This window comes from Haladaptatus salinisoli (assembly GCF_020614375.1).
In the GTDB taxonomy this organism is placed as follows: domain Archaea; phylum Halobacteriota; class Halobacteria; order Halobacteriales; family Haladaptataceae; genus Haladaptatus; species Haladaptatus salinisoli.
The window spans coordinates 1,712,112-1,725,695 of the sequence record NZ_CP085327.1; the positions used below are offsets into that span (position 1 = coordinate 1,712,112).

Annotated in this window: 12 protein-coding genes; 3 read left to right on the forward strand and 9 right to left on the reverse strand. The window is 65.2% G+C overall.

Going from position 1 to position 13,584, the window contains the following annotated elements:
* Positions 1 to 154 precede the first annotated feature (154 nt).
* From recJ to LIX00_RS09420, 7 genes are all read right to left on the reverse strand, one after another.
* Positions 155 to 1,567 (reverse strand): RecJ family nuclease, encoded by a 1,413-nt coding sequence (gene recJ, locus LIX00_RS09390; RefSeq protein ID WP_227352931.1) that lies wholly within the window; start codon positions 1,565 to 1,567, stop codon positions 155 to 157.
* A 27-nt stretch (positions 1,568 to 1,594) separates the two neighbouring features.
* Entirely contained in the window at positions 1,595 to 2,326 is a 732-nt protein-coding gene (locus LIX00_RS09395; RefSeq protein WP_227352932.1) for a uroporphyrinogen-III synthase, read from the reverse strand.
* Positions 2,323 to 3,420, reverse strand: coding sequence for a hydroxymethylbilane synthase (gene hemC, locus LIX00_RS09400; protein ID WP_227352933.1), 1,098 nt, complete (start codon positions 3,418 to 3,420; stop codon positions 2,323 to 2,325). The genes LIX00_RS09395 and hemC overlap by 4 nt, the downstream gene beginning before the upstream one ends.
* A gap of 129 nt (positions 3,421 to 3,549) precedes the next feature.
* Positions 3,550 to 4,020, reverse strand: a complete 471-nt coding sequence (locus LIX00_RS09405; RefSeq protein ID WP_227352934.1) for a hypothetical protein — start codon at positions 4,018 to 4,020, stop codon at positions 3,550 to 3,552.
* Between the two features lie 66 nt (positions 4,021 to 4,086).
* The gene (locus LIX00_RS09410) at positions 4,087 to 4,368 is read right to left on the reverse strand and encodes a DUF7847 domain-containing protein (protein WP_438267073.1); all 282 of its coding nucleotides are present in this window, start codon (positions 4,366 to 4,368) and stop codon (positions 4,087 to 4,089) included.
* 31 nt (positions 4,369 to 4,399) lie between these two features.
* Entirely contained in the window at positions 4,400 to 5,740 is a 1,341-nt protein-coding gene (gene hemL, locus LIX00_RS09415; RefSeq protein WP_227352936.1) for a glutamate-1-semialdehyde 2,1-aminomutase, read from the reverse strand.
* 128 nt (positions 5,741 to 5,868) lie between these two features.
* Positions 5,869 to 6,516 (reverse strand): helix-turn-helix domain-containing protein, encoded by a 648-nt coding sequence (locus LIX00_RS09420; protein WP_227352937.1) that lies wholly within the window; start codon positions 6,514 to 6,516, stop codon positions 5,869 to 5,871.
* Between the two features lie 126 nt (positions 6,517 to 6,642).
* Here LIX00_RS09420 and LIX00_RS26285 point away from each other — a divergent pair, with 126 nt between their 5' ends.
* Positions 6,643 to 7,011, forward strand: a complete 369-nt coding sequence (locus LIX00_RS26285) for a DUF7344 domain-containing protein (RefSeq protein ID WP_438267039.1) — start codon at positions 6,643 to 6,645, stop codon at positions 7,009 to 7,011.
* Between the two features lie 175 nt (positions 7,012 to 7,186).
* Here LIX00_RS26285 and LIX00_RS09425 read toward each other — a convergent pair whose 3' ends face one another.
* Complete coding sequence (locus tag LIX00_RS09425) at positions 7,187 to 8,371, reverse strand: aspartate kinase (RefSeq protein ID WP_227352938.1); 1,185 nt, start codon at positions 8,369 to 8,371, stop codon at positions 7,187 to 7,189.
* A gap of 161 nt (positions 8,372 to 8,532) precedes the next feature.
* The gene (locus LIX00_RS09430; protein WP_227352939.1) at positions 8,533 to 9,654 is read right to left on the reverse strand and encodes an ATPase domain-containing protein; all 1,122 of its coding nucleotides are present in this window, start codon (positions 9,652 to 9,654) and stop codon (positions 8,533 to 8,535) included.
* Positions 9,655 to 10,000: 346 nt separating this feature from the next.
* Here LIX00_RS09430 and LIX00_RS09435 point away from each other — a divergent pair, with 346 nt between their 5' ends.
* Together LIX00_RS09435 and LIX00_RS09440 are read left to right on the forward strand one after the other, a co-directional pair.
* Entirely contained in the window at positions 10,001 to 11,041 is a 1,041-nt protein-coding gene (locus LIX00_RS09435; protein ID WP_227352940.1) for a universal stress protein, read from the forward strand.
* 191 nt (positions 11,042 to 11,232) lie between these two features.
* The gene (locus LIX00_RS09440; protein ID WP_227352941.1) at positions 11,233 to 13,545 is read left to right on the forward strand and encodes a cation:proton antiporter domain-containing protein; all 2,313 of its coding nucleotides are present in this window, start codon (positions 11,233 to 11,235) and stop codon (positions 13,543 to 13,545) included.
* The last annotated feature ends 39 nt before the right edge of the window (positions 13,546 to 13,584 follow it).

Consider the following 13,584-nt stretch of genomic DNA (forward strand, 5'->3'; position numbering starts at 1 on the left):
AGCGGCGCTGTTCGGTGCCCTCGGCGCGACGTTCACCGACCGGGGCCGGCGGCCGGCGTCCGACGAGTACGGTACGAGTAGCGAGTAATCAGGTCGGCGTTCGAATCGCCGAACGACGGGAGGCTCGAAGCGCGAACCTACAGAAACGAAGTAACTACCGGAGCTGTTCGCCGACCAGTTCGTCGGCGTGCGCGACGAACGCCGCTTCTCGTCCCTTCGGCACCGTCGCCCCCGCCGCGACGTTGTGGCCGCCGCCGTCGCCGCCGACCGCGCGAGACGCCTCTTTCATTACGACGGAGAGGTCGAGACCCTTGCGGGTGAGGGCCGGCGTTCCGCGCGCCGAGACTTTCACTTCCTCGTCGTTCTTCTGGGCGAAGGCGACGATGGGCGTTCCGCGGTCGATGCCGTCCGCACCGACCGCCATTCCCGCGACGATGCCGACGATGGTCTCGCGGACGCGGTCTTCGGCGTGGAACCACTGGACGTGGTCCTCCCGAGTGACGCCCTCGGACCGCACCCAATCGATGGCTTCCGAGAGATTCCGTCGGTGGTTCGTCAACAGGGTTCGCGCCCTATCCAGCGCGGCGTCGCGGTCGCCGAGGCAGACGGCGAGACCGACGTCGGCCCGGTCGTAGCGCGCCGTGGCGTTGAGCAGCGTCGAGAACTCGCTCACGTCGCGGAGTTCCGTCCCTTTCACTTCGCCGGCGAGCGTGTAGGAGGTGCCGACCAGTCCGTCTATCTTCTCGGCGGGGACGCCCTTTCGCACCGCGCGCCGGACGAGCGCGCTGGCGACGGTCTGTTTCTCGTCGCCGGTCAGATCGACCCAGCGCCGCCAGTCGCCGTCTTCTCGGAGGTCGATACCGAGCCCGTCGAGGAACCGAAGGACGCCGTTCTGGTCGTTCGAGATGCCGGGAATGTATACGTCGGTCGCGTACTCCAACAGCTTCGGGAGGGGGCGGGTCTGCTTACCGTACAGCGCGAGGTCGGTTCCGATTTCGAGGACGCCGGCGTCGATGCCCTCCTCCACGACGTTCGCGTTCGCACCGACGAGTTCGCCGTCCGAGACCTGCATGTCGCCGACGGCCCCGACGACCGCGAGCGCCGCGAGGTCCCGGTTGTCGGCGTCTTCCGGTTCGAGCGCCCGCGCGAGAACGTAGCTCGCCCCCGCGCCGGAGAGCTCCGACGAACCGTCGATACCGAACAACAGCGGATTGAGGTGGAACTCGGTGTCCGCGTCGGCCGGCTGGTGGTGGTCGGCGATGACCGGCGTGAAATCGCCCGCCGACTCGTGCTCCGCGATGACGTCGAGTTGTCCGCTTCCGAAGTCGGTGAACAGGACGGTGTCGTAATCGGTCGCCGCGACGGACGCTATCTCGTCCGCGTCGAGTTGCTTGCTGAACACGGACTCGAACCGGATTCCCGCGCGTTCGAGCGCGGACGACGCGATGGCGGCGCTCGTCAGACCGTCGGCGTCGATGTGCGAGGCGAGCAGGACGCCGTCGGCGTCGCGCAGTCGGTCCGCGCACGCCGTCGCGCGCTCCGTCAGTTCCGGAACCGGGGCACTCATAGGTACATCATGGGGAGGTTCTATCGTTTAAAGTTCAGCTTTTTCGCGGAGACGGTCGACCGCATCGCGCGCCAACCGGTCGAAGGAGGCGACGTCGGGGACGACGTCGACGCGGAGACCGTGCTCTCGTGCCGTCTCGCGCGTCGGATCTCCGATCACGCCGACGACGGTCGCTTCGAGACCCGCGACCGCTTCGTCCCGAATGCCGCGCTCTTCGGCGGCGGCGAGGAAGTGCTCGACCGTGAGCGACGACGTGAACAGCGCCGCGTCGAGTTCCCCTTCCGCGGCGAGTTCTGCCGAGCGTCCCGCACCCTCCGGGCGGACGAGTTCGTAGAGAACGGTCTCGTGAACGTCGGCTCCGGCGTCGGCGAGGCCGTCGGTCAGCACCTCGCTCCCGTGGTCGCTTCGGGCGACTTCGACGCTCTCGCCCTCGACGCGGTCGGCGAGCGTCGAGACGAGGCCGTTCGAGGAGAACTCGTCGGGAACGACGTCCGCGTCGTAGCCGCGCTCGCGGAGCGCGGCGGCGGTCGAGTCGCCGATGGCGCAGACGGTCGCGCCGTCGGGAGACCAGTCGGCCTCGTGCGTGAGTTCGACGCCCGTCTTGCTCGTCAGCACGACGAAATCGGCGCTCCGAGGGGTGTTTCCGGTCGGTTTCACCGCGAGCATCGGGTCGGCCACGGGGTCGACACCGAGCGATTCCAGCAGGGTCACCGCCTCGTCGAGTCGCTCGTCGTCCGGGCGGAAGACGGCGACCCTCATTCGTCCTCCCGGGCCGCCTCGATGAGCTCCCGAGCGCCGCGCTCCGCGAGTTCGCCGGCGACCCGCTTCGCGCCGGAGACGTGCGTCTGCACGGGTACGTCGCGCTTGATCGAGACCGCCTCCGAGCCGTCAGCGCTGAACACCTGCGCCTCGACGTGGACGTTCTCGCCTTGGATGATGGCGTGAACGCCGATGGGTGCGATACAGCCGCCGTTCAGTTCGCGGAGGATGGTTCGCTCGACGGTCGTCTCGACCCGCGTTCGCGGGTGGTCGATGACGGTGTGCACGTTCTCCGCGAGGTCGGTGTCCAGCGTGACGACCGCGAGCGCGCCCTGTCCCGGGGCGGAGACGAACTCCTTCTGCGGGAGGGACTGGTACTCGACGTGGTGGGCGAGACCGCTCCGCTGGAGGCCCGCTTCCGCGAGCACGATGGCGTCGTACTCCGTCTCCACCTCCCGCTCCAGCGCCCGGCGCTCGACTTCGGCGAGGTCGTCGAACCACTCCTCGACCGTCTTCTCGTAGGGGAACTCGTAATCGTCGTCCTTTCCGACGTGGGCCTTGCGCTCGCTCTCTTCCTCGCTTCGTTCCTGATGTTCCAACTGGAGCGTCGGAGCGAGCAGTTTCTCGACGCGCGTGTCGACGTTGCCGCGCAGGGGTTCGACGACGAGGTCGGGCCGGTAGTTCAGCAGCTGCGCCTTCCGGCGGAGGCTCGACGTTCCGACGACCGCGCCCTCCGGAAGTTCGTCGATGGATTTGCCGTCTGGCGTCACGAGCGCGTCGTTCGCGCTCGCGCGCTCGGGAACCCCCGCGACGATGAGTTCGTCGGGGTGTTCGGTCGGCATATCCTTCATCGAGTGAATCGCCCCGTCCACGTCGCCGTCCAGCACGCGCTGGTCCAGGTCCCGGACGAACGCGCCCGTCTTCCCGAGTTCGGTGATGAGCGCGTCGTCCAACCGGTCGCCCGTCGTCTCCACCTCGACCAGTTCGACCGTGAATCGGCGGTCTTCCAGCGCCGCCTTTACCTCCCCCGACTGTCGAACGGCCAAATCCGAACCCCGCGTGGCGAGACGGAGTTCCGTTCCGCGATAGCTCATATCCGTCAGTGAGAACCCGACGTTGAAACCACCTTCGCAACGCGGCCTTTTACGACGGTCGGTGGGGCGACGGGGTCGCGGTCTTCGGACGGCTCTTCCCTCGACGCGGTCGGGGCTTCGAATCGCCGCTCACGGGACGCCGACGTGTTCGTGGCGTTTTCGGAGGTAGTAGAGGGAGAACGGAACGCTCAGGACGAACCCGACGATGACGGCGAGCGAGAGGTCGGTGAGCGCGAGTCCGGCCAGCGCGACGAGACCGACCAGCGCGACGAGGGCGTAGTTCCCGCTCGGCTCCCAGTCGAGTTCGGCGCGGTTGATGGCCTGCGTGTCTTGAAACACCGCGAACGGAAACAGCGCAGTGAGCACGACGAAGGGGATGCCGACCGCGACCAGCGAGACGAGCGTCGCTTGGGGAAGGGCGAGAAAGAGGCGAACGACGAACGGAGGCCCGGACTCGCCGACCAGTCCGGGGTCGACCGATATGGCGAACGCGACCCACGCGACGGTCACCAGCCAGAAGGCGAAGACCGTCGGCACCGCCGCTATCCAGTACCACCAGCGGGAGTTCACGCGGTCGCCGGAGAGCTTCGGACGTTGCATCTGGTCGCTCGTTAGGGCGGGGGGATAAAACGAATGTCGCCTCTCGGACGCCGCCCGGTGCTCGATTCACCCGGAGGTCGGGACGCGAATCTCGCGGTAGAAGGCGACGGAGAACGCCGCCATGATTCCGGTGAAGAGCCCGGAGAGGGCGACGAACGCGATGGCGATTCCGAGGAGTCCTCCGACCGAGGTGACCGGGTCGACGAAGGGGGCTTCCGCGTCGGGCATCGTCAGTAGGGTGAGCACCACCCCGCCGAGACCGAAGGGGAGACCGACCGAACCCGCGAGAAGCGAGTAGCCGAGGGTGGTCACGAGATGCGCCCGAACGCACCGGAAACTGTGCTTGATCGCGGTGCGACGACCGCTACGGCGGGAGGTTCTACAGCGCCTCTTTGTACGCCTCCAGCGTCGCCTCGACGTCCTCCTCGGTGTGCGCGTAGCTGACGAACTGCGCTTCGAACTGGTTCGCCGTGAGGAAGACGCCCTGGTCCAGCATGGCGGGGCGGAATAGGCGTTCCCACCGCTCGGTCTCGGCTCGGTCGACGTCGGCCCCGGACTTGGGACAGTAGTCGAACCGGGGGCAGTTCGCGTCCTGCGTACAGCCGGCCTCGCAGTGGCCCTCGCGGTCGCTCGGTCCCTCGCGGGTGAAGATGACCTTGAAGATGCTGTCGGTGCCCGCCACGGTGTACTCGGGGGCGCGGTCGGCCACGATGTCGGTCAGTCCCCTCCGGAGTCGCTCGCCGAGGTCGTCGACGTGGTCGTACACGTCGTTCTCCGCGGCGAAGCGGAGCGTTTCGAGTCCGGCGGTCATCGTCACGGGGTGGCCCGAGAACGTCCCGGCTTGGAAGACGGGACCGGTCGGCGCGAACTGCTCGACGATCTCCGCCCGGCCGCCGACGGCACCGATGGGGAAGCCGCCGCCGACGATCTTGCCGAAGGTCGTCAGGTCGGGCGTGACGCCGAACTTACCCTGCGCGCACTGCAAGCCGCCGACGCGGAATCCCGTGATGACCTCGTCGAAGACGAGGAGCGAACCGTGCTCGTCGGTCACCTCGCGGAGCGTTTCGAGGTAGCCCTCGACGGGGTGGACGACGCCGTGGTTGCCGAGGATGGGTTCCGCGAGGACGCAGGCGACGTCCTCGCCGTGCTCCTCGAACGCATCGCGGAGCGCCTCCTCGTCGTTGAACGGGACCGGAATCGTCTCGCGCGCGAAGGCGGCGGGGATGCCGCCGGAACTCGGTTCGGCGGGACGGCCGGACTCGCCTTGCACCAAGGTCGACTCCTGCGCGCCGTGATAGCCGCCCTGCATGACGACGATTTTGTCCCGGTCGGTGTAGCCGCGGGCGAGGCGCACGGCGGAGACGGTCGCCTCGGTGCCGCTGTTGACGAACCGGACCATCTCGACGCTCGGGACGTGGCGGGCGACGAACTCCGCGAGTTCGACCTCCACCTCGGTCGGCGCGCCGTACATCGGACCGTCCGAGAGGCGCGACTGAATCGCCGACTGAACGGGCTGGGGCAGGTCGTGGCCCAACAGCAGCGGGCCGTAGCCCATCGCGTAGTCGAGGTACCGGTTTCCGTCGGCGTCGATGACGTGCGCGCCGTCGCCCCGCTTCACGAAGAAGGGGTAGGGGCGAACGGCCCGGACTGGGGAGTTGACGCCGCCCGGAAGCACTGACAGTGCGCGGTCGTACAGGTTTCGAGAGCGCTCGCGGTTCATGGTCGGCGGGTTCGAACTCCCGGGTAAAGTTTGTGTCGAGAATTGCGCGCGAAGCGATTCTGTCGCAGGGGGCTCTTCGAGGTTCCCGCGACCCGTCGTGACTCCGGCGAGCGCTGCGGTTCCGGTCGCTACTCTCGGTCCGATTTGAGTATCTCCGTGATGAGCCGATTTACGCCGCGGCGAATTCGTTCCGATGCGGCGTTTTCGGAGATACCCAGTCGAGCGGCCAACTCTGCGAGCGAACTCTCGCGGGGAATTTCGAAGTAGCCGCAATCGACGGCCGTTACGAGCGTCTCTCGTTGTATTTCGGTCAATCCCGGTATCGAGTCGATCGAATCGGATCGCTGTTCGTAAATCCTGTCGACGTCCATGGTAATCCGATGCTCATGACAGAAATAGTAGAATTGCTGGAAGGAGTTCCTGTCGGGAAAGGCAACGCGGAACTTCCATCCGTCGTGCGTGGCGATGAGGTTGTGGATGACGCCACCTTCCTCGATGAGGATCGGATAGATACTCGTCTGCCGACCTTCGCCGATCAACTCCAGTTGATAGAGACGTCGGTCGCCGACTTCGATAACCTGCAACGGTGTCGTGACGGTCGGGTCGGCTTCGAGAGCGTCCTCGAACGCGTCGAAATCGCCGCCGTGTGCCCACAGGAGCACGCGAATGCGATCCTCCACCGGGTCGGACCGTTCCCACGCGAGTTCCATATCGGGAACGCGTTCCAAGGTCTCTCGTAAAATCGGATGATCCAGAGTGAACTCCACGATGATCATGGTATCGTCCCCCCCTGCCGCATCGTGTGCTCGGGAGTCTGTGACGGGGTTAGATCGAGATACATATAAAGAGCGGGAAAACTCCCGCAATCTCCCTTTTCAATAGCATAAATAACGACTCCCCCGATGGAGGCCGAGAACACCGAGGAGGAAACCCTCGACGCGTGCTGTGACGTTCTGAGCGACCAGCGACGTCGGTACCTGTGTTCTCACCTACTAGAATCGGGCGAGGATGTCTATTCGCTCGATGAACTCGCCGAACGGGTGCGAGAGCGAGGGCGAGACGACGCTCCCGAGTTAGAGAAGCACCGACAGCGAATCCGTCACGAACTTCACCATTGGCACCTCCCGAAACTGGCCGATACCGGCCTCATAGATTACGACGCCGGGACTCGCACCGTTCGGTATCGAGAGTCGCGGGTGCCACCTCGCATCCGTACACTCCTCGGGCGGAGAACCCTCACTAAAGAGGAATCTCCGGGTAACCGAGGTTGACGCTCCTTGTACCGACCGACGGTCGTCCGTTCTACGCCCGCTCTGCCGGGTTCGTTCCCGTACGGCGGGTGATTTGCATCGGTCGGTACGGATTTCGACGGGGCCGTCTCGCCGCGTGGTGCCGGTCGAAAGCCGACACGTTCGAAGAAAACTCGAAACCGTAACCGCGAACCCGTTACTGCTGGAAGTGGTCTTGCAGAATCTCCAGGGTCTGCTCGCGGTCGTCCCATTCGACGAACACCGCGACGCTGGTCGCGCTGGTTATCATGTCGTGGATGTTGATGCGAGCGTCCGCGATGGGATGGACGAGTTCGTGGATGATTCCCGGTCGGTTGGGGAGTTCGCCGCCCGTGACGCGAACCACCGCGACGGGGTCGTCCACGGAGATGGAGGAGAGCGACTCCTCGTCGATGACCTCCTGGTGGAGGATGTTCTCCGCGCGCTCGGCAACCTCGGTGTCGACGTAGAACGTGATGCTGTCCATCCCGCTGGCGACGGCGTCGACGTTGATACCGCTGTTTCCGAGCGCGGACGAGAGGTCGGCGAGGATGCCGGGGCGGTTCCGAATCGCCCGACCGGCGACGGTGAGGCAGGCCAGCGGTTCCTCCCGCATGTCGGTGAGGTTCTCGAACTGGCCCGTGACGCTCGTCCCGCCCGCGAGCAGGTCGCCGTGCTGGTAGTGAACCACGCGGACGTGGAGGTCGTCGTCCTTGTACGAGAGCGCCGAGGGCGCGACCACTTCGGCCCCGCGGAACGAGAGGTTCCGGAGTTCGTCCACCGTTATCTTGCCGACGTTTCGCGCGCCTTCGACGACGCTCGGGTCGCCGGTCATGACGCCCTCCACGTCGGTGACGATGACGACCTCGTCGGCGTCCATGAACGTCCCGAGCATCACCGCGGTCGTGTCGCTCCCGCCGCGTCCGAGCGTCGTCACGTTACCGTCCCCGTCCTCGGCGAGAAAGCCCGTCACGACCGGGACGGTGTCGCCCAATCGTCCGGCGAGTTCGGCGGCGCGCTCGCGGGTCTCCTCGGCGTTCACTTCCCCGCGCGAGTCGGTGACGACGGGCCAGTCGTCGCCCCCCGGTTCCACGAACGTGGCGTCCACGCCGCGGGCGGAGAGGGCGGCTTTGAGCATCCTGACGCTGGTTCGCTCGCCCATGCTGACTATCTCGGCGCGGTCGGGTTCGTCCGCGTCGAACTGAATTTCGTCGAGGAGTTCGTCGGTCGAGTTGCCCATCGCGCTGGCGACGACGGTGATCTCGTGCCCCGCTTCGACGGCGGCGGCGACGGAGTCCGCGGCCCGGTTGATGCGGTCGCCGCTTCCGAGGCTGGTACCCCCGAACTTGGCGACTACGCGCACCGAACCACCACCGGTTCCGGTGAACGATGATTCATGCCCGGGGATAGCCACGGTAGTCAGATAACTGCTTTCATGTCCGGAATTTCTGCCAGTTTACTCCGTTCGCGCGACGTTCGACCGTGTGGTTTCGGCGAGGTCGGTTGCGGGTTTCCGTCGAACCCTCACTCCGACGGGTCGCCGGAGGACGATTCGGACGAGTCGTCCGTCGCGGATTTCGACCGCTCCTCCCCCTCCGAGTCGGCGGAATCGGAAGGTCGTGAGTCCTCCTCGGATCGTTCGTCGGACGCGGGTTCGGGCGAATCGCCCAACAGTTCCGCCGACCGCTCCAGTTCTTCGAGGGGGTCGAACGTGACCAACCCGTCGCCGCCGGTGTACTCGTACGCGACCCACTCGGGGATCACGAGGACGCCGTTCATCTTCCGGATTCGAACCTGCTTGACGAGCACGTTCTCGATTATCGATCCGTTCAGCTGCAGGTCGACGAGACCGTCGATGACGTACCCCAAATCGTGCGGGAAGACGTCGTCCTCCCCGGCGAACGTGGCGCCCGCGAACACGGGAACGAACCGACCCTTGCACACGTCCGCTCGGAGGTCTTTCACGAAATCGTAGGCCTGAACCGGTTGGACGAGCGTCCCGAACTCGGTCAGCGAATCGATGACGACGATTCCGGCGTCGCCCATCGACAGGGCTTCGAGGCAGTTGTCGAGTTTGTGCTGGAGTTCGCTGGTGTCGCTGGGGTCCCGAACCGTCGCGGTCGCGGCGGCGGTGACGCGGTGGAGGAACTGGTTCCAGTCGTCCATCCGGGCGAACATTCGCCTGCGGTCGCCGACGCGGTAGGTGAAGCAGTCGACGATGCGCAGTTGGCCCGTTTCGAGGTACGGGAGGACGTTCCACTCCAGCGATAGGAACTGCTCGACGACGGAGACGGGCGGTTCGGTGAAGCTGACGACGACGGCGGGTTCGTCGCGCTGGAGCGTCCGCCAGACGAGTTCGGCCTGTATCGCGTTGTTCCGGGTACCTTCGTCGCCCGAGAGCAGGACGAATGAGTTTCGCGGCAGCCCCTCCGGCAGGTGGTCGTCCAGCGCCGAGACGCCCGTCTCAATCTGGCGAAAGCCGTGGTACTCGGTGAACACGCGGTCGTTCTTTCGCATCTCGTCCCGGCACGTCGTCGAGCAGAACTCGTACGTGTCCGACCCGTACTCCAGCGTCACCGACTCCGCCGGACGCGGGAGGCGACAGAAATCGCACCGGTTCCGGTCGTCGCCGGGTACGTCGCTCATGGCCGGGCGTATGTGTCCGAACGAAATGAAGCTACTCCCGCGGAACCGGTCGGCGACCCCCCTCGAAGCGGGCGCGAGTCGCGTGCTTGCTGGATAAAGCGACGAGCGTATCCACCGCAGGGGAGGGACGGTCGACCGACCGTCGACCGTATCTCGGTTCTCACCGAGGGAGAGACGTCGGACGAGCGCTGTCGGACGCCGCTTCTCGCTCGTTTACGATTCGATATCGACTCCTCGCCGAATCGCATCACCCGTCGAATCGCTTACGAAAATCGGTCGCTACGAACGACGGTCGTTTGATACTGAAAGCTCTGGCCTATTGCTCGCACGATGCGCTTCACGACCTATGAAAGACGCGACCACCGACGGTAGCGGAGAGGAGTTCGTGCGCCGAAAGGGCGAACGAAAGAAATCGACCGGAGCACCGACGGAACCGTTCGAGCGACCGCTTCCGACGGAGAGCGGTAGCCGCGCCGACGTCGGCGCTGGCCGAAAACGACGAGTACTCGTGCCGATCGACGGCTCCGACCCGTCGCTGAAGGCGGTAGAGCACGCTTGCGCGGCGTACTCGAACGCGGACGTGACGGTTCTTCACGTGTTCAAATCGTCGAGCGCCGACGCCCGGCAGTCGAGTACCGGCGAAGGATCGGACGATTTCCAGGAGTCGAGACGCGCACAGCGACGGGAACGGGGGCGGAGTGTCGAACGGATGTTTGACGAGGCGAGGGGAGTAGCCGCCGAGTACGACGTCGAACTCGTCACGGAGACCGCCACCGGAGATGCGACACGCGGAATCATCGCCTACGCCGAAGAGCGCGCGTTCGATCACATCGTCATCGGGAGCCACGGTCGTTCCGGTTTCACTCGAGTACTGCTCGGAAGCGTCGCCGAGGGAGTCCTTCGCCGCGCGACGGTTCCCGTCACCGTCGTCCCGACGCGAGGGGAGGCCGACGGTCGAGTGGAAGTAAGTCACGTCTTCATCCCGGTTGACGCATCGACGATGGCGACCGTTCCATTGACGTACACCGCCGAAATGTTCCCCCGCGCGAAGTGTACGGTAGCGTATCTAATCGATCCGGCGGAAGGGTACGTCGAAACGGAGGGGCAGTCGCGTCACCGCGCCGAACGGTGGCAGGAGAAGACGAAACGCCGAATGGAACGGGCGTTGAAGGACGCGAGGCGGGTCAGCGAGCGTGGCGTCGACTGTTCAACCACGACGCTCCTGGGCACGCCGCCGCGTGCGGTCGTCCTGTACGCGGAAGAACACGATGTCGATCACATCGTCGTTAGGCGCCGTGGTCGCACCCGCTTGGCTCGGATACGGCCGGATGGCGTTTCGACTTCGATAGCGCGCCGATCGCCTGTCCCTGTCACGGTTATTAACTGATTTGAGGGTGATTTGAGAGTCATGTTGCACAATCAAGGAATCCACGGAGGCGGCGTCCCGTCTCGTTCGATTCCGCTCGCCGGTAGTGAACGCGTCCCCGTGAGCACCTTCGAACCGCGTGCTTCGACGTCCCACTCACCCTCGGCCAACCGTCGGCGAGTCGTCCGCGGTACCGGCCGAGGAGGTGACCGATGACGACCATCGAACCGCTCGGACACCACGAGCTGTTCCTGGTCATCGTCCAGCTAACGCTGTTGCTGTTCGTCGCACGAACGCTGGGCGAACTGTTCAGTTCGATCGGACAACCCGCGGTCGTCGGCGAGCTGCTCGCCGGGGTTCTTTTGGGACCGTCCGTTTTGGGCGCGGTGGCTCCGGGGCTCTACGGGACGCTGTTCGGCGTTTCCGAGAGCCAGTTCCACCTCCTCGAGATCGTCGCGTGGATCGGCCTCATCATGCTCCTGATCGTCACCGGGCTCGAAACCGATATCGACCTCATCAGGAGCAAGGGACGAACCGCGACCACCCTCTCGATCGGGGGAATCGTCGTCCCGTTCGCGACCGGCTTCGCACTCGGGTGGTTCCTTCCGGTGGAGTTCATCGCCGCACCTGACCAACGGCTCGTGTTTAGCCTGTTCATCGCCACGGCGATGAGCATCTCCGCGATTCCCGTAATCGCGAAGGTGCTCATCGAACTCGACGTCATTCGACGCGACATCGGCCAACTCATCCTCGCCGCGGGGATGGTCGACGACACGCTCGGATGGATCCTCCTCGCGACGGTCGCCGGACTCGCGCGGAGCGGCGGCGTCGACGTAAACTCGGCCGTGACGACCGTCATCTCGGTCATCGTCTTCCTCGGGCTCGCGTTCACCGTCGGCCAGCGTCTGGTTCGCGAGATCATACGGTGGGTCGATAACGTCGTCGGCGGCGAAACGTCGATGCTGACGGCGCTGATGGTTCTGGCGCTCGCCGGGGGGATGATCACGCAGTATCTGGGGCTCGAAGCGATCCTCGGCGCGTTCGTCGTGGGCATCCTGGTCAGTCAGGTGAAACGCTTCGACTACCACCTCCGGCACACCTTCGAGATGATGACGCTCGGAATCTTCGCGCCGATCTTCTTCGCCATCGCGGGGTTGCGGATGAACGTCGCGAGCCTGTTCGACCCGACGGTGTTCGCCGTGGGGCTCGTCGTCCTCGGGGTGGCGTGTTTCGGGAAGTTCGCCGGAATCATGGGCGTCTCTCGACTGGCCGGACTCTCGCGCTGGGAGGGGATCACGATCGGCGGCGGGATGAACGCTCGAGGGGCGATGGAGATCATCGTCGCAACCATCGGCCTCGGGCTGGGTATCTTGACCACGGACATGTACAGCATCATCGTCGCGGTCGCTATCGTGACGTCGCTGATGGCGCCCGCGATCATGCGCTGGTCAATTCCGAAGATCGAGATGAGCGAGGAGGAGCGTCGACGGCTGGAGCAGGAGGATCAGCGACGGCGGAGTTTCATGGGCGGAATCAATAAGGTCTTGCTGCCGACGCGTTGCGATCTCGACTCGCAGTTCGCCGCCCAACTCGTTGGAGCGTTGAGCCGCGGCCAGGAGATCGAGGCAACGAGCATGTACATCGATCGCAGCGAGCAAGGCGATCGAGGGATTCTAGCCCCGTTACGGACGATGCTCGGCGACGGTATCCCGCGGACGATCCGAGGCGACGGAGGAACGATTTCGGAAGACGACGCTGGAGACGAGCGAGTGGACGCAACCGAGAACGACAGTACGCTCAGCGACGATTCGAAGCGGTGTCGAGATCTAATGGAACTGCAACTCAACCTTCCCGGCTCGCAGACCCGCTCTATCGTCCGATCCGAGCGAACAAACGCGACTGAGACGGTGCTTCGGGAGGCGAACGAGGGATACGATATGCTGGTGCTCGGCGCCTCCGAGCACGGTGCGCACGCCGACGATCCGCTGTTCAGTGCGACCATCGACGAGATAATCCACGACGCGCCGTGTCCCGTGATGGTCGCGAGTACGGATCGCGAAACCGACGAGGAGGGGACTCTCCTGCAGGACGAGGTTCCGATTCGACGCATTCTCCTGCCGACGGTCGGAACCGAGTACAATCACCACGCGGCGGAGGTGGCGTTCGCGATAGCACTCGACCGGAACGCCGCGGTGGATATCGTCCACGTCGTCAATCCGCTGCAGACGGGTGACGTCTTCGCCAACCGGCCGAACAGGGATTCGGCGCTGCGCCTCGGCGAAGAGATCGTTGACGGCGAAGCAGACCTCGGTCGTCAGATGGGTGCGGAGGTTCGCACGAACGTGTTCGTCGGCGAGAACGAACCGGAAGAGGAACTGGTCGCGCTGGCCTCCGAGGAGGGCTACGACCTTATCGTCTTGGGGAGTAATCTCCGCCCGCTCTCCGGTCGCGCCTTCTTCGGCCACCGCGCGGAGTACATCGTCAAGCACGCCGACTGCCCCGTGGCGGTTCTCGCCTCGGCATAAAACGAAACCCGGTGCGCCGTCGCGCTTCCGGTGGTCCGC